General features: G+C 65.1%; 18 protein-coding genes. 10 read left to right on the top strand and 8 right to left on the bottom strand.

The features are described from left to right. Window positions 1-7 precede the first annotated feature (7 nt). The gene (locus ACFOPH_RS05695; RefSeq protein ID WP_312548801.1) at window positions 8-310 is read right to left on the bottom strand and encodes a Dabb family protein; all 303 of its coding nucleotides are present in this window, start codon (window positions 308-310) and stop codon (window positions 8-10) included. Between the two features lie 71 nt (window positions 311-381). After that, window positions 382-1,560: an acetyl-CoA C-acyltransferase gene (locus ACFOPH_RS05690; protein WP_379734081.1), complete on the bottom strand. Its 1,179-nt coding sequence runs from the start codon at window positions 1,558-1,560 to the stop codon at window positions 382-384. 384 nt (window positions 1,561-1,944) lie between these two features. Here ACFOPH_RS05690 and ACFOPH_RS05685 point away from each other — a divergent pair, with 384 nt between their 5' ends. Further along, the gene (locus ACFOPH_RS05685) at window positions 1,945-3,645 is read left to right on the top strand and encodes an MFS transporter (protein WP_312548803.1); all 1,701 of its coding nucleotides are present in this window, start codon (window positions 1,945-1,947) and stop codon (window positions 3,643-3,645) included. Between the two features lie 173 nt (window positions 3,646-3,818). Here ACFOPH_RS05685 and ACFOPH_RS05680 read toward each other — a convergent pair whose 3' ends face one another. Then, complete coding sequence (locus ACFOPH_RS05680) at window positions 3,819-4,448, bottom strand: FMN-dependent NADH-azoreductase (RefSeq protein ID WP_379734079.1); 630 nt, start codon at window positions 4,446-4,448, stop codon at window positions 3,819-3,821. Window positions 4,449-4,997: 549 nt separating this feature from the next. Here ACFOPH_RS05680 and ACFOPH_RS05675 point away from each other — a divergent pair. Continuing rightward, window positions 4,998-5,450: a substrate-binding domain-containing protein gene (locus ACFOPH_RS05675; protein ID WP_379734077.1), complete on the top strand. Its 453-nt coding sequence runs from the start codon at window positions 4,998-5,000 to the stop codon at window positions 5,448-5,450. A gap of 71 nt (window positions 5,451-5,521) precedes the next feature. Here the strand turns inward: ACFOPH_RS05675 and ACFOPH_RS05670 are convergent, their stop codons facing one another. The 3 genes from ACFOPH_RS05670 to ACFOPH_RS05660 all read right to left on the bottom strand — a co-directional run bounded on the left by ACFOPH_RS05670 (window position 5,522) and on the right by ACFOPH_RS05660 (window position 9,804). Continuing rightward, complete coding sequence (locus ACFOPH_RS05670) at window positions 5,522-6,145, bottom strand: helix-turn-helix transcriptional regulator (RefSeq protein WP_379734075.1); 624 nt, start codon at window positions 6,143-6,145, stop codon at window positions 5,522-5,524. Next, complete coding sequence (locus ACFOPH_RS05665) at window positions 6,142-7,365, bottom strand: MFS transporter (protein ID WP_312548808.1); 1,224 nt, start codon at window positions 7,363-7,365, stop codon at window positions 6,142-6,144. Before ACFOPH_RS05665 ends, ACFOPH_RS05670 begins: the two co-directional genes overlap by 4 nt. A gap of 351 nt (window positions 7,366-7,716) precedes the next feature. Then, window positions 7,717-9,804 (bottom strand): 3-hydroxyacyl-CoA dehydrogenase NAD-binding domain-containing protein, encoded by a 2,088-nt coding sequence (locus ACFOPH_RS05660; protein ID WP_379734073.1) that lies wholly within the window; start codon window positions 9,802-9,804, stop codon window positions 7,717-7,719. A gap of 215 nt (window positions 9,805-10,019) precedes the next feature. Here ACFOPH_RS05660 and arfB point away from each other — a divergent pair, with 215 nt between their 5' ends. Together arfB and ACFOPH_RS05650 are read left to right on the top strand one after the other, a co-directional pair. Then, complete coding sequence (gene arfB / locus ACFOPH_RS05655) at window positions 10,020-10,418, top strand: alternative ribosome rescue aminoacyl-tRNA hydrolase ArfB (protein ID WP_379734071.1); 399 nt, start codon at window positions 10,020-10,022, stop codon at window positions 10,416-10,418. Between the two features lie 48 nt (window positions 10,419-10,466). Beyond that, on the top strand, window positions 10,467-11,234 hold the full coding sequence (locus ACFOPH_RS05650; RefSeq protein WP_379734069.1) for a hypothetical protein: 768 nt from the start codon (window positions 10,467-10,469) through the stop codon (window positions 11,232-11,234). 45 nt (window positions 11,235-11,279) lie between these two features. Here the strand turns inward: ACFOPH_RS05650 and ACFOPH_RS05645 are convergent, their stop codons facing one another. Together ACFOPH_RS05645 and ACFOPH_RS05640 are read right to left on the bottom strand one after the other, a co-directional pair. After that, the gene (locus tag ACFOPH_RS05645; protein WP_379734067.1) at window positions 11,280-12,836 is read right to left on the bottom strand and encodes a potassium channel family protein; all 1,557 of its coding nucleotides are present in this window, start codon (window positions 12,834-12,836) and stop codon (window positions 11,280-11,282) included. Window positions 12,837-12,905: 69 nt separating this feature from the next. Further along, on the bottom strand, window positions 12,906-14,558 hold the full coding sequence (locus tag ACFOPH_RS05640) for a 3-(methylthio)propionyl-CoA ligase (protein WP_379734065.1): 1,653 nt from the start codon (window positions 14,556-14,558) through the stop codon (window positions 12,906-12,908). Between the two features lie 234 nt (window positions 14,559-14,792). Here ACFOPH_RS05640 and ACFOPH_RS05635 point away from each other — a divergent pair, with 234 nt between their 5' ends. From ACFOPH_RS05635 to ACFOPH_RS05610, 6 genes are all read left to right on the top strand, one after another. Continuing rightward, window positions 14,793-16,295 (top strand): protein adenylyltransferase SelO, encoded by a 1,503-nt coding sequence (locus ACFOPH_RS05635; RefSeq protein ID WP_312548818.1) that lies wholly within the window; start codon window positions 14,793-14,795, stop codon window positions 16,293-16,295. Window positions 16,296-16,388: 93 nt separating this feature from the next. Then, window positions 16,389-16,784: a peptide-methionine (R)-S-oxide reductase MsrB gene (gene msrB, locus ACFOPH_RS05630; RefSeq protein WP_312548820.1), complete on the top strand. Its 396-nt coding sequence runs from the start codon at window positions 16,389-16,391 to the stop codon at window positions 16,782-16,784. A 25-nt stretch (window positions 16,785-16,809) separates the two neighbouring features. Continuing rightward, on the top strand, window positions 16,810-17,442 hold the full coding sequence (locus ACFOPH_RS05625) for a septation protein A (RefSeq protein ID WP_312548822.1): 633 nt from the start codon (window positions 16,810-16,812) through the stop codon (window positions 17,440-17,442). Then, window positions 17,439-17,729 (top strand): BolA family protein, encoded by a 291-nt coding sequence (locus tag ACFOPH_RS05620; protein ID WP_312548823.1) that lies wholly within the window; start codon window positions 17,439-17,441, stop codon window positions 17,727-17,729. The genes ACFOPH_RS05625 and ACFOPH_RS05620 overlap by 4 nt, the downstream gene beginning before the upstream one ends. Before the next feature lie 107 nt (window positions 17,730-17,836). Beyond that, window positions 17,837-18,619, top strand: a complete 783-nt coding sequence (locus ACFOPH_RS05615; protein WP_312548824.1) for a peptidylprolyl isomerase — start codon at window positions 17,837-17,839, stop codon at window positions 18,617-18,619. Between the two features lie 92 nt (window positions 18,620-18,711). Beyond that, a complete protein-coding gene (locus ACFOPH_RS05610) occupies window positions 18,712-19,491 on the top strand; it encodes a peptidylprolyl isomerase (protein WP_312548825.1) in 780 nt (259 codons plus the stop codon). The last annotated feature ends 208 nt before the right edge of the window (window positions 19,492-19,699 follow it).

Raw genomic sequence — 19,699 nt, 5'->3', positions numbered from 1 at the left:
TGGTGGATCAGATCTCGTAATCCATGCACTGGCGCTCGTCGCGCACGGCCTTGAAGAAGGGCATCAGGGCCTGGTGGGTGGGGTGATTCGCGTAGGCCGCCAGCGCCTCCTTGTTCTCGAAGGCGGACACCAGCACCACGTCGTAGGTCGCCTCCAGGCCCGGCTGGGCCAGCGCGACCTCGAACTGCAGGATGCCCGGCACGATGTCGGCGCAGGCATCGAGGCGGCGTTTCATTTCCTGGGCGTTGGCCTGGCGGTCCGCGCCCTCGGCCTGCTCCTTCAGCTTCCACATCACGATGTGCTTGATCATATCTTTCTCGAATCTTTCTTACTGGTTCAAAAGGTTTCAGGTATCACAGAACGGCGATCAAAGGACCGCATTTACAGCACCTCGAACAGCCCCGCCGCGCCCTGGCCGCCGCCGATGCACATCGTCACCACGACGTACTTCACGCCGCGGCGCTTGCCTTCGATCAGCGCATGGCCGACCAGGCGCGCGCCCGACACGCCATATGGATGGCCAACCGCGATCGCGCCGCCGTTCACGTTCAGGCGCTCCATCGGGATGCCCAGCTTGTCGGCGCAATACAGCACCTGCACGGCAAAGGCCTCGTTCAGTTCCCACAGGCCGATGTCGTCGACCGTGAGGCCGGCCTTTTGCAGCAGCTTCGGCACCGCGAACACCGGACCGATGCCCATCTCGTCGGGCTCGCAGCCGGCCACGGCGAAACCGCGGAACACGCCCAGCGGCGCCAGGCCCCTGGCTTCGGCCATGCGCCGGCTCATCACGATCGAGACCGAGGCGCCGTCCGAGAACTGGCTGGCGTTGCCGGCGGTGATCACGCCGCCCGGCAGCGCGGTGCGGATCTTCGATACCGCTTCGATGGTGGTGTCGGCGCGGATGCCCTCGTCTGCGGCAATCGTCACCTCGCGCGTCAGCAGGCGGCCCGAGGCCTTGTCGGCCACGCCCATGACGGTCGTCATCGGCACGATCTCGGCATCGAAACGGCCGGCGGCCTGGGCGGCGGCGGCACGCTGCTGGCTCTGCACGCCATAGGCGTCCTGGCGCTCCTTGGCCACCCCGTAGCGCTTGGCGACCATCTCGGCCGTCTGCAGCATCGACCAGTAGATTTCCGGCTTGCTCGCACGCAGGGCCGGGTCGCGCATCATGTGGGTGTTCATTTCCTGCTGCACGCAGGAGATCGACTCGACGCCGCCGGCGGCAAAGATCTCGCCTTCGCCGGCCAGCACGCGCTGGGCGGCCAGGGCAATGGTCTGCAGGCCGGAGGAGCAGAAGCGGTTCACCGTCATGCCCGGCACCGTGACCGGGCAGCCGGCGCGCAGCGCGATCTGGCGCGCGATGTTGCCGCCGGTCGCACCTTCCGGATTGGCGCAGCCCATGATCACGTCCTCGACCTCGCCCGCGTCGATGCCGGCGCGCTCGATGGCGGCGGCGAGCACGTGGCCGCCGAGGGTGGCGCCATGGGTCATGTTGAAGGCTCCCTTCCACGACTTGGCCAAGCCGGTGCGGGCGGTCGATACGATGACGGCGTCTTGCATTCTGGTCTCCCTGGTATTGGTGTATGCAGCGTTATGAAGTGGTCCGCGGACGAGAATAGCACATGATTAGTACGGTCGTTCGCAAATCTTGAGGCTTGCGCCTCATCATATGCATCCGGGATTTTCCGGCGCACTGAGGCGGTCGAATGTTCAGTAACTTGGGGGCCGACGCCGCCCTGCCGCCGCCTTCCCGGCTCGCCGCATGCGCTCCGCCACCGCTACGCAAGCGGCCTCGTCAACCATTAGTAAGTTTGCAGTAAGTTTGGAGCAAGCATGACGTAAGTTTAACGGTCCACACTCCGTTCCAGGCTGACCAGATTCCTGCACAGACAGGTTCCACGTACGGCTATCCGAGACCTACATTACTATACGGAGACACACAAAATGGCTATCACACCCGGCATGACCGCGGGCGGGAAGGCAGTACCTTCCTCCCAGGGGATGACCAAGGAAGAACGCAAGGTGATCTTTGCGTCCTCGCTTGGCACCGTGTTCGAATGGTACGACTTCTACCTCTACGGTTCGCTCGCCGCCATCATCGGCAAGCAGTTCTTCCTCGGCGACCCGACCACTTCCTTCATCTTCGCCCTGCTCACCTTCGCCGCCGGCTTCATCGTGCGTCCGTTCGGCGCGCTCGTGTTCGGCCGCCTCGGCGACATGATCGGCCGCAAGTACACCTTCCTGGTCACCATCCTGATCATGGGCGGCTCGACCTTCCTCGTCGGCCTGCTGCCGGGCTACGCCTCGATCGGCATCGCGGCGCCGATCATCCTGGTCACGCTGCGCGTCCTGCAGGGCCTGGCACTGGGCGGCGAATACGGTGGCGCGGCGACCTACGTCGCCGAGCACGCGCCGGAAGGCAAGCGCGGCTTCTTCACCGCCTTCATCCAGACCACCGCGACCATGGGCCTGTTCCTGTCGCTGCTGGTCATCCTGGGCACCCGCACCGCCGTCGGCGAAGAAGAATTCCTGGCCTGGGGCTGGCGCATCCCCTTCCTGGTCTCCGTCCTGCTGCTGGGCATTTCGGTCTGGATCCGGATGTCGATGAACGAATCGCCGGCCTTCGCCAAGATGAAAGCCGAAGGCAAGACCTCGAAGGCGCCGCTGTCGGAAGCCTTCCTGAACTGGAAAAACGGCAAGATCGTCCTGCTGGCCCTGGTCGGCCTGACGATGGGCCAGGCCGTGGTGTGGTACACCGGCCAGTTCTACGCCCTGTTCTTCCTGACCCAGACGCTGAAGATCGACGGCCCGACCGCGAACATCCTGATCGCCATCGCCCTTCTGCTGGCCACCCCGTTCTTCCTCATCTTCGGCTGGCTGTCCGACAAGATCGGCCGCAAGTGGATCATCCTCGGCGGCTGCGTCATCGCCGCGGCCACCTATTTCCCGATATTCAAGGCCATCACTCACTACGGCAACCCGGCCCTGGAGCAAGCCATCGCCAACTCGCCGGTCGTCGTCGTCGCCGACCCGAACTCCTGCCACTTCCAGGTCGACCCGAGCGGCACCCGCAAATTCCCGTCGTCCTGCGACATCGCCACCCGCATGCTGACCAACGCCTCGGTCAACTACACGACCGTCGAGGCGCCGGCCGGCACCGTGGCGCAGATCAAGGTGGGCGACAAGGTGATCAATGCCTTCAACGCCACCATGACGCCGGATGGCCTGGACTTCGTGGCCGACGACAAGGCCCGCCAGACCGCGCTCAACAAGGAAGTCGTCGCCACCCTGAAGTCGGCCGGCTACCCTGAAAAAGCCGATCCGAGCCAGCTCAACAAGCCGATGCTCGTGCTGCTGCTGTTCATCCTGGTGATCTACGTGACCATGGTCTACGGCCCGATCGCGGCCATGCTGGTAGAGATGTTCCCGACCCGTATCCGCTACAGCTCGATGTCCCTGCCCTACCACATCGGTAACGGCTGGTTCGGCGGCCTGCTGCCGACCATCTCGTTCGCCCTGGTGGCGGCCAACGGCAACATCTACTACGGCCTCTGGTATCCGATCATCATCGCCCTGATCACCGTCGTGATCGGCGCCTTCTTCGTTCGCGAAACCAAGGACAACAACATCTACGCCACCGACTGACGCGCAGGCGACTGTCGGAAATGAAAATGCCGCTGGAAACAGCGGCATTTTTTTTGTCACATCGGTCAACTGCTTGGATATGGACGCCAGGCTTTCCGCGCGCCCGGCTCGCGCCCCCGTGGCCGTGAAAAGCGCGACTGTGACGAACCGGGGGAGGATGCGGGGCGCCTGCGTCAGCCCTGCTCCGACACCTGTGCGGCCCGAACCAGCTGGGGCGCCAGGCGATCGACGAAGCCTTCCATGCTGATTTCGCGGAGGTCGACCGCCTTGGCGCCGCCGCCTGCGACGAAGGTGACATCCGTGATGCCGATCACCCCAAGGACCAGCCGCAGATAGTGCGTCGCCAGGTCGCGGTCGCGAATGGGCGACCGCTCGTCGTAGACGCCGCCCGATGCGATCAGGACGGTCGCCTTCTTGCCCGTGACGAGACCGCGGCCATCGAATCCGAGGGTGATCCCTTTGCGTACGATGTGATCGATCCACGCCTTGAGTACGGCCGGTACGTTGTAGTTATAGACGGGTGTCGCGATGACGATGTGATCGGCGGCCAGCACTTCCTCGACCAGCTCGTCCGAGAGCTGCAAGGTAGTTTTCATTTCGGCCGAATGGTGCTCCGCAGGCGTGAAATAGGCGTCGAGCCACGGCGCGTTGACGAATTCGAGTCCGGTCCGCATCAGGTCACGCTCGATGATCCGTGCACCGTCGCGCGTCTTGCGCCACTCGGCCACAAAGCGGCGTGTCATGTTGCGAGAGATGGATTGTTCGCCGCGCGGGCTCGATTCGATGACCAGAAGTGTGCTCATTGCGTTTTCCTTCATAAAATGGGCGCCAGACCCGAGGGCGCCAATATATCGCTCGACCTCCATGTGCGGAAGCGATTAAAATCCGATGGAAAACATCGATGTTATAGATGGATTATCCTCGGGTGCGATGTGATTGGCAGCCTTACTCTCGACCAGCTTCGAATCCTGGTCACTATCGTGGACACTGGCAGCTTTTCCGCGGCCGGGCGGCAGCTTGGCCGCGTGCACACTGGAGGACGTGCAAGGGGTTGTGCTATTCGATCGGCGTTCGCATCGGCCAGCGTTGACCGAGGTCGGGCGCGTACTCGTGGAGCACGCACGCCTGGTACTCGCAAGTGCGGACAGGTTTGAAGCAATTGCCTCCGGCGCAAGAAAAGGGCTGGAGCCGGAACTCGTGATAGCGATCGATCCACTCGTCCCGACCGGCCCGCTGACCGATAGCTTGGCGGCATTGAGCACCACATTTCCTACGCTGCCAGTCAGCTTCTCCACGGAAGGCTTGGGCGGATCGCTGCGCCGCCTGCGATCCGGCGCTGCGGCGATCGGCATTTGCCTGCTTCTTCCGTCTCCCCCCATGATGTGACCGCTTATCCTCTGTTGCGCATCGGCCTGCAAGCGGTCGTGGCGCCCCAGCATCCGCTTGCGGCGCTCGGTCGTCCTGCAACCCAGGCCGACCTCGCGCCTTACGTGCAGCTTGTCCTGTCGGATCCCGTCGGCGCCGAGGGCGCAAACTATGGCGTGTGCAGCGCCAGGGTATGGCGCTTCGTCGATCTTGGCCGACGCCTTGATTTCCTGCTTTCCGGATTCGGGTGGTGCCGCATGCCCGACTACCTCGTCACTGGTTTGATTGCATCTGGACAGTTGGTCGCGCTTCAGATCGAAGACGATCCGACGCCGCGGGAAGGATTGACGATATATGGCGCCCACAGGCGCGATCGCGTGCCAGGCCCCGCCGGACAATGGCTGCTGGAAGACCTGCGGCGACGTCTGGTTTCCGCCTGAGAAGCGCAAGTCGGATCAATGAAACTGGGCTTGGCCGCGCGGCAGAGACAATTCCCGACCCAGCGTCTTGCTCAGTCCGCCTGGCTCACCAGGTAAGCACAGCGCCGCGCCCCCGCCAGCTGGTGCTCGATCCTCACCACATTCACCCCCGGCCCGAGCACGCGCCGGAACACGTCCAGCTCCGAGCGGCAGAACTGCTGGCAGGACTGTGCCGCGGCGCAGATCGGGCAATGGTTTTCGAGCAGCAGCATGCTGCCGTCCGCGCGCGGCTCGACCTCGGCCATGTAGCCTTCCAGCGAGCGCGCCTCGGCCAGGGCCACCACCTGCTCGTCCAGCGTCGTCGTGGGATCGACACGGCTGCGGTAGGCGCGCTCGCTGCTCTCCTCGCGTGCCACGATCAACTTTTCCAGCCCGGCTTCGCCGAACAGCGCGCGCACGCCCTCGATCAGGTCGAGCGTCAACTCGGCATGCCGGTCGGGGAAGCGCGCATGGCCGGACTCGGTGAGCTGCCAGCGCCGCACCGGCCGGCCGACCTTGCCCGGCGTGTCGAGAAAGCTCACCAGCCCCTTTTCCACGCCCAGCTCGAGCTGGCGCCGCACGCCCATCGCCGTCATGCCGAGCAGTCCGGCGAGCGCCTGCGCGGTCTGGGCGCCGCGCGTCTTCAGCATCATCAGTACCTGGTCGAACGTATTCATTTGGTCTCCACGTTCAGCGCGATTGCGCCGTCGACGGCGCGTCCACTCCAGTTGCGCAGGGCCAGCGCCGCCCACGCCGCCAGCAGGCCGCCGACGATCAGCACGAGCCGGGTATCGACCAGGGTCAGCACGCCGCCCGCCAGCGCCATCACGATGTTCGCCAGGCAGAAGATGGTCGAGAGCAGGCCCATGACCGCGCCCTGGCCGTGCGCGGCGAACTGGTCGGCGGCCCAGCCCTGCATCGTGGCGTTGTAGTAAGCGTGCGGCAGGCCGAACAGGACGATCGCCACCAGGCCGATCCACAGGTTGCCGAGGCCCACCGCCAGGACTGCCGCGGCAGCGAGCCCCGCATGGCCGCTGGCCCGGCGCCGCGGTTCCAGGGCGCTGGCGCGGCCCGCGAACAGGGAGGCGAAGGTCATCAACGCGCACATGCCCATGTTCACCAGCGCGATCTGGCGCGTGTCGTAGTTGCCGATGTCCACCAGCCATAGCGGGAAGAATTCATAGAACGAGGCGACGCCGCAGGCGTAGGCGAAGTAGATCACGAACAGGGTACGCAGCGGCGGGTGGCGCAGCAGCGTCAACGCATGGCGCTCGCGCGCTACCTTCCACCAGCTGCCCGCCTGTGGCTGCACCTGTTCCCGGTCCAGCGCCAGCGCGGCCAGGCCGGCGCCGACCAGCAGCGCGCCGGCGGCGATGGTGAACGGCAGCGTGATCCCGGCGTCCACCGTGAAGCCCGCCAGCAGCGGCCCCACCAGCCAGCCCAGGTGGAAGGCGCCGTTCAGCCAGGACAGCGCGTGGTTGCGCAGCCCGCCCGTCAGGCGCTCGGCCAGCATGGCCCGCATGATGGAGCCGTTCCCCTCCAGCAGCCCGGTGACGAAACGCGCCAGCAGGAACAGCGGATACGATTGCGCCACCAGGGCGGCGGCCGTCAGCGCATGCCCGACGGCGGCGCCGATCGCCGTCATCAACAGGACGCGGCGCCGTCCGAAGCGGTCCGATACCGGGCCCAGCATCGCACTGCCGAGCAGCAGCCCGACCGGGTTGATCATCAGGGCGATGCCGAACAGGAGCTTGGGCGGCAGCCCAAGGAAGCCGGTCAGCTCATTGACGGCGCCGGCCGCGAACAGCGGCGGCAGGATCGGGTAAGGCAGCGAAGCGCCGGTGGTGGAGAGCAAACCGAGCAGGCAGGCGCTGGCGATCAGGAGGACGGTCTTCATGGGGCCGCTTGGATGAATGGCAATATCGACATGCTATGCCTGAGTTCGCGATAAGTAAACGGATTTGTTTATTTATTGATCGGCGGGTGATTTCGCCATTCGATTCGCGTGTTCCCGGCATATGCAGCGGCCACGCGTACGACCACGGATGCGCAGCGGCGCCCGATACCGGCCGACGCGAGAACGGAGCGCGGCGCGTCAATGCACAGGGGAGTTGAACGCGTGGACGGCGCAGAAGCCGCAGGCGGGCACAGCCCCGGGTCTAGCCGTCCACCCTACGCATAGCCAGCGGCCGGCGATAAAAAAACGGCGGGCACGCATGCCCGCCGTTCTCATCGCAGAACAACGACCTTAGCCGTTGAATCCCTTGCCCTCGCCGGCCAGGCGCTCCAGCAGCGGCGCCGGGGCCCAGGCTTCGCCGTGGCGGCCGCGCGCGAACTGCTGGATCTTGGCGAGCACGTTGGACAGGCCGACGGTGTCCGCGTACAGCATCGGGCCGCCGCGGTGCAGCGGGAAGCCGTAGCCGGTCAGGTAGACCATGTCGATGTCGGAAGCGCGCAGGGCAATGCCCTCTTCCAGGATGCGCGCGCCCTCGTTGACCAGCGCGAACACCAGGCGCTGCACGATCTCCTCGTCCGAAATCGTGCGGCGCTCGACCCCGATTTCCTTCGAATAGCCGGCGATCATCTCGTTCACCGAGGCCGAAGCGTGCGGCTTGCGGTCGCCCGCCTGGTAGTCGTACCAGCCGGCGCCGGTCTTCTGCCCGAAGCGGCCCTGTTCGCACAGGCGGTCCGGAATCGGCGAATACACGATGTCCGGCGACTCGGCATAGCGGCGCTTGCGGATGTACCAGCCGATGTCGTTGCCAGCCAGGTCGCTCATGCGGAACGGGCCCATGGCGAAGCCGAACTTCTCGATCGCCTTGTCGACCTGCTCCGGCAGCGCGCCCTCTTCCAGCAGGAAGAAAGCCTGGCGCAGGTATTGTTCGACCATGCGGTTGCCGATGAAGCCGTCGCACACGCCCGAGACCACGCCGGTCTTGCGGATTTTTTTCGACAGCGCCAGCGCGGTGGCCAGCACGTCCTTGCCGGTCTTCGCGCCGCGCACGATTTCCAGCAGCTTCATCACGTTGGCCGGGCTGAAGAAGTGCAGGCCGATCACGTCCTGCGGGCGCGAGGTCACGTCGGCGATCCGGTCCAGGTCCAGGGTCGAGGTGTTCGAGGCCAGGATCGCACCCGGCTTCATCACTTCGTCGAGCTTGCGGAATACCTGGGTTTTCACCTCCATGTCCTCGAACACGGCTTCGACCACGATGTCGGCCTGCGCGATGTCCTCGAAGGCCAGCGTGCCGGTGATCAGGCCGACCCGCTGCTCGGCCTTGTCCTGGGCCAGCTTGCCCTTCTTGACCGTGTTCTCGTAGTTCTTGCGGATGGTGGCCAGGCCCTTGTCCAGCGCTTCCTGTTTCATCTCCAGGATGGTCACCGGAATGCCGGCGTTCGCGAAGTTCATCGCGATGCCGCCGCCCATGGTGCCGGCGCCGATGACGGCGGCGCGCGCGATGGTGCGGGTTGGGGTGTCGGCCGGGACGTCCGGCACCTTGCTGGCGGCGCGCTCCGCGAAGAAGGCATGGCGCAGCGCCTTCGACTCGTTGGTCTGGGCCAGCGCCAGGAAGCGCTCGCGCTCGAAGGCCAGGCCGTCCTCGAATTTCCTGGTGACGCTGGCCGCCACGCACTCGACGCATTCGAGCGGCGCCGGGAACGGGCCGGCCATCGCTTTTACGGTATTGCGCGAGAACTGCAGGAAGGCTTCGTAGTTCGGGTAATCGATCTTCAGGTCGCGCACCTTCGGCAGCGGACGGACGTCGGCGATGCCGTTCGCGAACTCGACGGCGGCAGCCACCAGCTCAAGCCCGGCATCGAACACGCGGTCGAAGAGTTTGGTCTCGGCCAGCTTCTCCGACATCACCGGGTTGCCCGAGACGATCATGTTCAGGCCCTGCTCCAGGCCGACCACGCGCGGCAGGCGCTGGGTGCCGCCGGCGCCCGGCACCAGGCCGATCTTCACTTCCGGCAGCCCGATCTGGGCGCCAGGCAGCGCCACGCGGTAGTGGCAGCCGAGCGAGAGCTCGAGGCCGCCGCCCATGCAGACGCCGTGGATCGCGGCCACGACCGGCTTGCCCAGGTTCTCGGCGGTGGCGATCAGGGTGTGCAGGGTCGGTTCGGTCAGGGCCCTGGGCGAATTGAATTCGCGGATGTCGGCGCCGCCCGAGAACACCTTGCCGGCGCCGGTGATGACGACCGCCCGCACCGCATCGTCGCTTTCCGCGCGGCGCAAGGCCGCCACGGCCGCGCTGCGGGTCTCCAGGCCGAGGCCGTTGACCGGCGGATTGTTCAGGGTGATGACGGCAACGTTGCCGTGAACGACGTAGTCTGCACTCATTGTCTCTTCCTTGTTTGTAGTTGAACCGCTGTGAGCTGCGCTTTTTGTATCGTGCTTCACAACTATATCGCAAAAAAGTACGATCGTCTTATTTCTTCGCCATGCCGGGCCATCCTGCCCGCATTGGCGACCCGCCTCGGGTGGCCGCGCGGGTTTCCGGTTATCATTTGGCCCATGCAAGCCAAGCAAACGGCCCAGGCCACACCCACCGATCCATGAAGATAATGCTCGATCCGGCGGAAGTCGAGTTCAGCGCGATCCGCGCCCAGGGACCCGGCGGCCAGAACGTCAACAAGGTCTCGTGCGCGGTGCACGCGCGCTTCGACGTCCACGCATCCTCCCTGCCCGAGGCCGTCAAGGAGCGCCTGCTGGCGGCGCGCGACAGCCGCATCACCCAGGACGGCGTGGTGGTGCTGAAGGCCCAGGCTGCGCGCAGCCTGGAGCAGAACAAGGAAGACGCCCTGCGCCGCCTGCAGGACATGGTCGACGCCGCGACGCCGGCGCCGGTCGTGCGCCGTGCGACGAAGCCCACGCGCGGCGCCCAGCGGCGGCGCCTGGAGGCAAAGACGAAGAGCGGCGCGGTCAAGCTGCTGCGCCGCAAAGTCACCGAATAACCACGCGGCGGCGCCCACGAGCGCGCGCCCTGCCCCAAGAGGAAACCCATGCTGAAACTGATCCAGGAACTGATGCGGCTGTATTTGCCGGAAGGCGCGGTCACGGAGGAGGCGCTGCAGGCGCACATCCTCGGCCAGCAGACCCTGCCGGTCGACGTCACCACGTCCGGCGGCCTGACGCGCGCGATCGCGATTCCCTTCCACCGCATCCCGAAAGCCGAGGAAGGCCGTCACTGGACCCTGCTGTGCGAAGTGGCGCACGCCCTGCAAAGCGAGCTGGACTTGCCGGCGCCGGCGGTGAGCATCGCCAGCGTCGACGGTTTCTGCCTGTGGCTGTCGCTGGCCGTGCCCCTGCCTTCGCTGCAGGCGGGCCAGTTCGTCGAACTGCTGCGCCAGGCCTATTTCCCGGAAATCGAGCCGGTGATCGGCACGCCGGCCGAGCTGCCGCCCTGCCTGAACCGCGAAACCGGACGCTGGACGGCCTTCATCAATCCCGGCATGGGCGCCTCCTTCGTCGGCGAGCCGGGGCTCGAGATCGCACCGCCGCAGGCGGCCCAGGCCGGCTTCCTCGAGGGCCTGGAAAGCATCACCCCGGTCGCGTTCGACCGCGCCATGGACCGGCTGCTGGCGCCCGCGATGGCCGCCGACGAGACCGTGCAGCCAACTGCCGGCGCGCCGGCGACGGTCGCCGCCGCCAGCGCGTTGCCAGAAAACCTGCTGCTGAAGGACGCCACGCTCGAGGACATCGTGCGCCACTTACACGCGCTGAACATCGAGCCGACCTTCCGCCACCTGTTGCCGCCGGCGCGCGCCTAGCACGGCGCGGCCGGCAAGCCCGGGCCGGCCAACGGCCTGCTCGTCTCAGCGCGCCATGCCGCCGAGCTCGCCGAACTCCCCGATAATGGCCTCGATCCGGACCACCACCGCATCCGCCCAGAAGGCAACGCAGCCGCCCGGCGCCACCGTCGCCGCGGCAAGCGCGCAACTTTCGCTGGTTTGCCGCAACTGGAGAAGGAAGAAGCCGTGTGGTCCGGTCGACGACACCGTCGCCCATCTGTCGTCGAGGTCGCCGCGGATCGCTTCTTCGAGCGACGACAGTTGCGCCTCGCACCCGGCCAGCGCCCTGCACATCAACCCCAGCGAATCCACCGCGATCGCCTGCTCGAACCGCTGGGAGGACGCGTGCAGGCCAAGAGCGCGCTTCTGCAGCCAGGTCGAAAATCGAACATCTTCGCGCAGCGCCGGCGGCACTGGCGGCTTCTTGGGGACGCGGCCGTCCTTGATCAGGTCCTTGATGCAACGATAGGCCAGGGCATTGGAGATTCCCAGCGACGAAGCCAGGTCCTTGTGCTGCTGAAGGCACCACGCGGCCGATTTCCCGTCAGGCACCGCGTCCAGAACGACGCGCCGCAACCATGCGGACATGTGCTGCAAGGCCCAGGTTTCGAGCTGAGCGCGCTGCGCGGCGAATCTGGACACCGGCGACACCGGCGGATAGACCGGCTCGCACACACCCGACAACGGCACGCCGCCGTCGGCGCGCATGGGTTGCAGCAGTTTTCGGAGTCCCAGCAGCGTCAGGCTCGTTTGCTCTTCCTTGGCTTTCTCCTGCATGTTCACCAGCCGCATCGACAGGCGCTCGATTTCCCGCGTCAGGCCCAGGGCGCGCGAGCACACATGCTGGTCCGCGCCAGGCGACTGGAAAGCCGTGTCGCAGGCTAACTGGGCCGCATAAAGATCGTCGAACAAGCCGTTCAGCGTGCTCCTGTTGCCGAAAGCGGTCAGCCGCGCCTGGTGCGAATTGAAAATGGCATAGCGGCTGAATGTGGAGATGAGCTGTCCCAGTTCGTCGATGGCAAGCCGCAATCGAGCGGTATGGGCTCGCACGCTCGCGCGCCCGAGCTGGCCGGACGCAAGAAGGATCTTCTCGCCAAACGCGCTCAGCCGCCGCTGGGCATCGCTCGTGTGCAGCAGGAGCAGGAGCGAATATTGCCTCTCGGAGGCTACCTTCCCGACCGACAGTGCGACCAGCGCCAGCCCCAGGAAGACCAGCAGCGATGCGACCAGCCTTCCTGCGCGCAGGGGGGCAAAGTCGCCGTAGCCCAGGGAGGTGAAGGTAACGATGCTGAAATATAAGGCGGTGCCGAAACCCCGGACATCGTGGGCACCTCCCTTGTCGAGTCCATGCCCGTACGGGGTCGCCAGCCAAAAATAGAACGTGGAACAACCTAGCGCCACGGCAATGGCCACGCCGATATCGAGGTAAGTGACCCGATCGACCCAGCGGCCAAAGCGCGTGGTCAAGTAAATCTTGTCGTGCGGTTCCTCGTCCACGTGAAAAGGCGCGCCATGGGCATGCTCCCCCTTCGGTTCGGATAGATCTTCCTGGCAGGATGTCGTTGCGGCTTGTCTGTTCACGCTCTCGATATGGTTCGGGCTGGCTTAACGCTAGAGTATAAAGCGAATGGGCCAGCCCGCGCACTGCCGCTAGGCGGTCGGCAGCTGGTGCTCCCGGTACAGGTCGCGCAGCCGGTTCTTCTGGATCTTGCCGGTGGCGCCCATCGGCAGCGCCTCGGTGAAGACCACGTCGTCCGGCAGCCACCACTTGGCCACCTTGCCTTCGAAGAAGCCCAGCAATTCCTCGCGCGAGACCTCCTGTCCCGGGCGCTTGACCACCACCAGCAGCGGCCGCTCGTCCCATTTCGGGTGGGTCACGCCGATGCAGGCCGCCTGCAGCACGGCCGGGTGGGCCATCGCGATGTTTTCCAGGTCGATGCTGCCGATCCATTCGCCGCCGGACTTGATCACGTCCTTGCTGCGGTCGGTGATCTGCATGTAGCCGTCGGCGTCGATGGTGGCGACGTCGCCGGTCGGGAACCAGCCGTCTTTCAGCACATCGCCGCCTTCGCCGCGGAAATAGCCCGAGACGATCCACGGCCCCTTCACGTACAGGTGGCCGTAGGTCTCGCCGTCCCAGGGCAGTTCCTTGCCGTCGTCGTCGACGATCTTCATGTCGACGCCATAGATCGCATGGCCCTGCTTCTGCAGGATCTTGCGCTGCGCTTCCTTCGGCAACGCCAGGTGCTTGGCCTGCAGGCCGCCGGTGGTGCCGAGCGGCGACATCTCGGTCATGCCCCAGCCGTGGATCACGTGCACGTCGAGCTTGTCGATCAGGGTGTCCATCATTGCCGGCGGGCAGGCCGAGCCGCCGATCACGGTGCGGCGGAAGGTCGAGAATGTCAGGTCGTTCTGGAGCGCATGGTTGATCAGGCCCAGCCAGACCGTCGGCACGCCGGCCGAGAAGGTCACCTTCTCGGACTCGAACAGTTCGTACAGCGACTTGCCGTCCAGCGCTGCGCCGGGGAACACCATCTTCGCGCCCGACAGCGGCACCGAGTACGGCAGGCCCCAGGCATTCACGTGGAACATCGGCACCACCGGCACGATCGTGTCCATGCTCGACACGTTCAGCGAACCCGGCATGCTCGAGGCATAGGCGTGCAGGATGGTCGAGCGGTGCGAGTACAGCGCGCCTTTCGGGTTGCCGGTCGTGCCCGAGGTGTAGCACAGCGAGGCGGCCGAGTTCTCGTCGAACTGCGGCCAGGCGTAGTCGTCGCTGCTGGAAGCGATCAGGTCCTCGTAGCACAGCAGGCTGACGATCTTCGTCTCCTGCGGCATGTGCGCGCGGTCGCTCATCAGGACGAAGGACTTGACGGTCTTGCAGTGCGGCGCCACCGCCTCGATCAGCGGCAGGAAGGTCAGGTCGAAGAACAGGTACTGGTCCTCGGCGTGGTTGACGATGTAGGCGATCTGCTCGGGATGCAGGCGCGGATTGATCGTGTGCAGCACCGCGCCCGAGCCGGACACCGCGTAGTACAGCTCCATGTGGCGGTAGCCGTTCCAGGCCAGCGTGGCCACGCGGTCGCCGATCTGGACGCCCAGGCCTTCGAGCGCCTTGGCCATGCGGCGCGCGCGCTGTTCGCATTCGCGGTAGGTGTAGCGGTGCAGGTCGCCCTCGACGCGGCGCGAGACGATCTCGTTGCTGCCGTAGTGGCGGGCGGCGAACTCGATGATGCTCGAAATAAGCAGAGGCTGGTCCATCATCTGGCCCATCAGGGGGCTCTTCGGGTAAGGCGTCATCGCTGTCTCCTGTGGTCGGACTGGGATCGTGGACTGTGATCCATATGTCAAGCTCGAACGAGTGTGATTCGAGCTCATGCAGGCCGTCAACATGTTTCGATGCTGCGTCGCAGCAAGCACCGTCCCAAGGCGTCATCGCGTGTCGTGCACGATGCGTTACCGGATGTAAGCGCGCTTGCCGATCGTGCGTGCGCGAATAGAATCGGCCCGGTACGGTAGAATCGCGGTATCGATTTGACCCGCGTCGTTACCCTTATCCGGACTGGAGCTGCCATTACGCCCAACGATCTTCCCTTCGGCAACGGCTTTGCCGAGCTGCCGCCCGCGTTCTACACGCGGCTGATGCCGACGCCGATGCCCGCGCCGCACTTCGTCGCGGCCAGCAGCCGCGCCGCCGCGCTGGTCGGCATCGATCCGGCTTCGTTGGCGCAGGACGACTTCGTCGCCGCCTTCACCGGCAACGCGGTGCCCGAGGGCGCCCAGCCGCTGGCGGCCGTGTATTCGGGCCACCAGTTCGGCGTCTGGGCCGGCCAGCTGGGCGACGGCCGCGCCATCCTGCTCGGCGACCTGCCCGGGCCGGAAGGCCGGATGGAGCTGCAGCTGAAGGGCGCCGGCAAGACCCCCTATTCGCGCATGGGCGACGGCCGCGCCGTGCTGCGCTCCTCGATCCGCGAATTCCTGTGCTCGGAAGCCATGGCGGCGCTCGGCATTCCGACCACCCGCGCCCTGGTCGTCACCGGCTCGCCGCAACGCGTGATGCGCGAATCGCTCGAGACCGCCGCCGTCGTCACCCGCATGGCGCCCTCCTTCGTACGCTTCGGTTCCTTCGAACACTGGTATTACCGCGACAAGCAGGACGAGCTGCGCCGCTTGGCCGACTACGTCATCGACGGCTTCTACCCCGAGCTGCGCGCGGCCGGGAACCCCTACCAGGCACTGCTGGCCGAAGTGACGCGCCGCACCGCGCGCATGATCGCCGGTTGGCAGTCGGTCGGCTTCATGCACGGCGTGATGAATACCGACAATATGTCGATCCTCGGCCTGACGCTCGACTACGGCCCCTTCGGCTTCATGGAAGCCTTCGACGTCAACCATATCTGCAACCACACCGACCAGGGCGGCCGCTATTCGTATGCGAACCAGGTCGCGATCGGCCACTGGAACTGCTACGCCCTGGGCAATGCCCTGCTGCCGCTGATCGGCGAGGTCGAGGATGCCCAGGCGGCGCTCGACGTCTACATGCCGGAGTTCGAAGCGAAGCTCGACGCGCTGCTGCACGCCAAGCTCGGCCTGCTGGAAAAGCGCGAGGGCGACCGCGCCCTGTTCGACAGCCTGTTTACCATCATGCAGGCCAGCCACGTCGACTTCACCCTGCTGTTCCGGCGCCTGGCCGACCTGAAGGTCGAGGGAGCCGGCAGCGAGGAAGGCGTGCGCGACCTGTTCATCGACCGCGCCGCCTTCGACGACTGGGCCGGACGCTACCGCGAGCGCCTGCGCCTGGAAGCGGGCGACGACGCCACCCGCCGTGCGGCCATGAACCGGGTCAACCCGAAGTACATCTTACGAAACTATCTGGCCCAGCAGGCCATCGAACGGGCACAGAACGGCGACTACAGCGAGGTGGCCCGGCTGCTCGCGATCCTCGAGCAGCCTTTCGACGAACAGCCCGAACACGAGGCCTATGCGGCGCTGCCGCCGGACTGGGCCGCGCACCTCGAAGTCAGCTGCTCTTCCTGAATTGCGTTTCCTGTGCCATGCTTCGCCCGCCCGTGTTTTACCAGCCGTGTTTTGCCAGCCCGTGTTTTACCAGAATTAACAAGAAGGACCACCATGACCGATAAAGTGACCAAGACCGACGCCGAGTGGCGCGCCAAGCTCGACCCCATCCAGTACCAGGTGACGCGCCACGCCGCCACCGAACGCGCCTTCACCGGCAAGTTCTGGGACCATCACGAGCACGGCATCTACCACTGCGTCTGCTGCGACACCCCGCTGTTCGAGTCCGACACCAAGTTCGAGTCCGGCTGCGGCTGGCCGAGCTACTTCAAGGCGCTCGACCCCGAGAACGTGATCGAGAAGGAAGACCGCAGCCACGGCATGCTGCGCACCGAGATCATCTGCGCCGTCTGCGACGCCCACCTGGGCCACGTGTTCCCGGACGGCCCGCCGCCGACCGGCCTGCGCTACTGCATCAACTCAGCCGCGCTGCGCTTCGAAGCGGTTTGACTCCTTCTGCCCATACCGACACCACATGAAATTCCTGTTCGACTTCTTTCCGCTGATTCTGTTCTTCGCGGTCTATAAATACGGCACCGGCAACGAGGCCGCCGCCGTCGCCCTTGCCGAAACCTGGCTCGGCGGCATGGTCTCGGGCGGCAAGATCATCGCCAGCCAGGCACCGATCATGCTCGCCACCGTGGTCGGCATCATCGCCACCGTGCTCCAGGTCGGCTACCTGCTGGTACGCCGGCGCAAGGTCGACACCATGCTCTGGGTCTCCTTCTTCGTGATCGTGGTGTTCGGCGGCGCGACCATCTATTTCCACGACGAGACCTTCATCAAGTGGAAGCCGACGATGCTGTACTGGATCTTTGCCGGCGCCCTGTTCGTCAGCCAGGTCTTCCTGAAGAACAACCTCATGAAAAAGGTGATGCAGGAAGCGCTGCCCCTGCCCGACGAGATCTGGCCGCGCGTGGGCTTCCAGTGGATGGCCTTCCTGTTCTTCCTCGGCGCGCTGAACCTGATCATGGCCTTCGTGGTCTTCAAGGACAACACCGGCGCCTGGGTCAACTTCAAGGTATTCGGCATGACCGCGATCTTCTTCCTGTTCAGCATTGGCCAGGCCATGCTGCTGGTTAAACACGTCCCGCAGGAGGAAGCATGAGCCTGGATAACCGCGTCGATACCCGCGTCGAGCGCATCGAGGCGCGCCTGACCGAAGCCCTGGCGCCGCTCGACCTGGCCGTCGGCGACGACTCGCACCTGCATGCGGGACACGCCGGCGCCGCCTCCGGCGGAGGCCATTACAGCGTGCGCATCGTGTCCGATCGCTTCGAGGGACTAAGACTCGTCATGCGCCATCGACTGGTGTATGATGCCGTGCACGATATGATGAAGGCCGAGATCCACGCCCTGGCGATCACGGCCCTGGCGCCTTCCGAATTGGACTGAGGCTGGTTCAGAGCCGCTTAAGAAATCTGTCGCAAAATTCGATTGCTCAGTAAAAGAACTAAATCAAAATTCCGTCCAAGCAACTCCCCTCCCACAGGAACACCATAATGACTTTTAAGCCAGCACGTCTGCTGTTAGCCCTGATCGCCGTTATCGCAGCACCCGCATTCGCCCAGAACCTGGCCGTCGTCAACGGCAAGGCCATCCCGACCTCGCGCGTGGACGCGATCGTGAAGCAGGTGGTCGCGCAAGGCCAGGGCCAGGACTCCCCGCAACTGCGCGAGGCGATCAAGCGTGACCTGATCGCACGCGAAGTGCTGATGCAGGAAGCGATCAAGCAGGGCTACGACAAGAAGCCGGACGTCAAGCAGGCCCTCGACAGCGCCCGCCAGGCGATCGTCGTCAGCCAGCTGGCGCGCGACTACATCGCCAAGAACCCGGTGACCGACGCCGAGATCAAGGCCGAATACGACCGCTTCGCCAAGACCCAGGGCGCCGAGAAGGAATACCACGTGCGTCACATCCTGGTAGACAAGGAAGAAGACGCCAAGGCCATCATCGCCAAGCTGAAGGGCGGCGCCAAGTTCGAAGACCTGGCCAAGCAGAGCAAGGACACCGGTTCGGCCAACAACGGCGGCGACCTCGACTGGGCTACCCCGTCGGCCTTCCCGGAAGAATTCGCAGCCGGCTTCAGCAAGCTGCAAAAAGGCGGCATCACCGAGACCCCGGTGAAGACCGGCGCCGGCTACCACGTGATCAAGGTCGACGACACCCGCGCCGTGAAGGTGCCGTCGCTGGACGAAGTGAAGTCCCAGATCTCGGAAAGCCTGACCCAGCAGAAGCTGGCGTCGTACCAAGAGGAAATGGTCAAAAAGGCAAAGGTACAGTAAGATGTTGTACCTCCGGCGCGCGCGCTGCCAGTGCCCTGCGCCGGGTTTCGTCGCCAGCGGGCGACTTATCGCGTTTTTATAGGATCCGAACAATGATTTTGAAGCCCACCCGCCTGCTGATCGCCATGACTGCGATGGCTGCCGCGCCTGTCGTCTTCGCGCAGAACGTCGCGACCGTGAACGGCAAGCCGATCCCGGCGGCAAAGGTTGACCAGGTGGTCAAGCAGGTCGTCGCCCAAGGCCGCGCGACGGATACGCCGCAGCTGCGCGAACTGATCAAGAAAGACCTGATCGGCCGCGAAGTCCTGATCCAGGAAGCCGACAAGCAAGGCGTCGGCGCCCGCGCGGACGTCAAGGCAGCGATCGACAATGCACGCCAGAGCATCATCATCAACGCCATGCTGGCCGACTACGTCAAGAAGAACCCGGTGAAGGATGCCGAGATCAAGGCCGAGTACGACAAGGCCAAGGCCCAGGCGCCGGAGAAGGAATACCACGCCCGCCACATCCTGGTCGAGAAGGAAGACGAGGCCAAGGCGATCATCGCCAAGCTGAAAGGCGGCGCCAAGTTCGAAGAGCTGGCCAAGCAGGGCAAGGACGGCACCGCCCAGAACGGCGGCGACCTGGGCTGGGCCGATCCGCGCGGCTTCGTTCCTGAGTTCTCGAAAGCCATGACCTCGCTGCAAAAAGGCGCGATCACCGACACCCCGGTGAAGACCCAGTTCGGCTACCACGTCATCAAGCTGGAAGACGTGCGTCCGGTGCAGGTCCCGCCGCTGGACCAGGTCAAGCAGCAAGTGGCCGAGTCGCTGCAGCAGAAGAAACTGGCGGAATTCCGCGAGTCGCTGATGAAGAAGGCGAAGATCCAGTAATAGCGGATCGAACGAATGAAAAGGCGCTTCCACGGAAGCGCCTTTTTGTTTTTGGGCCACCGAACCGCATGAGTTCTTTGCAGCCTGCTTTTCGTAGGGTGGGGTCTCGACCCCACGCGGTAAGGCATCGGAGCAAGCGCGTGGTATCCGGAGAACCGTGGCGTTTGCACGGAAAGCTCAGCAGGCTGTGTACGCAGGCGTGGCTCCG

Origin of the sequence: Massilia haematophila (assembly GCF_042647645.1) — a bacterium.
GTDB classification, from domain to species: domain Bacteria; phylum Pseudomonadota; class Gammaproteobacteria; order Burkholderiales; family Burkholderiaceae_D; genus Telluria; species Telluria haematophila.
The sequence above is the reverse complement of the archived record's forward strand: the minus strand, read 5'-3'. Positions and strand labels throughout refer to the sequence as shown.

What these genes read in the sequence shown, in the direction of transcription:
- ACFOPH_RS05695 (WP_312548801.1), bottom strand. Translation starts at nt 310, where the DNA reads ATGATCAAGCACATCGTGATGTGGAAGCTGAAGGAGCAGGCCGAGGGC.
- ACFOPH_RS05690 (WP_379734081.1), bottom strand. Translation starts at nt 1,560, where the DNA reads ATGCAAGACGCCGTCATCGTATCGACCGCCCGCACCGGCTTGGCCAAG.
- ACFOPH_RS05685 (WP_312548803.1), top strand. Translation starts at nt 1,945, where the DNA reads ATGGCTATCACACCCGGCATGACCGCGGGCGGGAAGGCAGTACCTTCC.
- ACFOPH_RS05680 (WP_379734079.1), bottom strand. Translation starts at nt 4,448, where the DNA reads ATGAGCACACTTCTGGTCATCGAATCGAGCCCGCGCGGCGAACAATCC.
- ACFOPH_RS05670 (WP_379734075.1), bottom strand. Translation starts at nt 6,145, where the DNA reads ATGAATACGTTCGACCAGGTACTGATGATGCTGAAGACGCGCGGCGCC.
- ACFOPH_RS05665 (WP_312548808.1), bottom strand. Translation starts at nt 7,365, where the DNA reads ATGAAGACCGTCCTCCTGATCGCCAGCGCCTGCCTGCTCGGTTTGCTC.
- ACFOPH_RS05660 (WP_379734073.1), bottom strand. Translation starts at nt 9,804, where the DNA reads ATGAGTGCAGACTACGTCGTTCACGGCAACGTTGCCGTCATCACCCTG.
- arfB (WP_379734071.1), top strand. Translation starts at nt 10,020, where the DNA reads ATGAAGATAATGCTCGATCCGGCGGAAGTCGAGTTCAGCGCGATCCGC.
- ACFOPH_RS05650 (WP_379734069.1), top strand. Translation starts at nt 10,467, where the DNA reads ATGCTGAAACTGATCCAGGAACTGATGCGGCTGTATTTGCCGGAAGGC.
- ACFOPH_RS05640 (WP_379734065.1), bottom strand. Translation starts at nt 14,558, where the DNA reads ATGACGCCTTACCCGAAGAGCCCCCTGATGGGCCAGATGATGGACCAG.
- msrB (WP_312548820.1), top strand. Translation starts at nt 16,389, where the DNA reads ATGACCGATAAAGTGACCAAGACCGACGCCGAGTGGCGCGCCAAGCTC.
- ACFOPH_RS05625 (WP_312548822.1), top strand. Translation starts at nt 16,810, where the DNA reads ATGAAATTCCTGTTCGACTTCTTTCCGCTGATTCTGTTCTTCGCGGTC.
- ACFOPH_RS05620 (WP_312548823.1), top strand. Translation starts at nt 17,439, where the DNA reads ATGAGCCTGGATAACCGCGTCGATACCCGCGTCGAGCGCATCGAGGCG.
- ACFOPH_RS05615 (WP_312548824.1), top strand. Translation starts at nt 17,837, where the DNA reads ATGACTTTTAAGCCAGCACGTCTGCTGTTAGCCCTGATCGCCGTTATC.
- ACFOPH_RS05610 (WP_312548825.1), top strand. Translation starts at nt 18,712, where the DNA reads ATGATTTTGAAGCCCACCCGCCTGCTGATCGCCATGACTGCGATGGCT.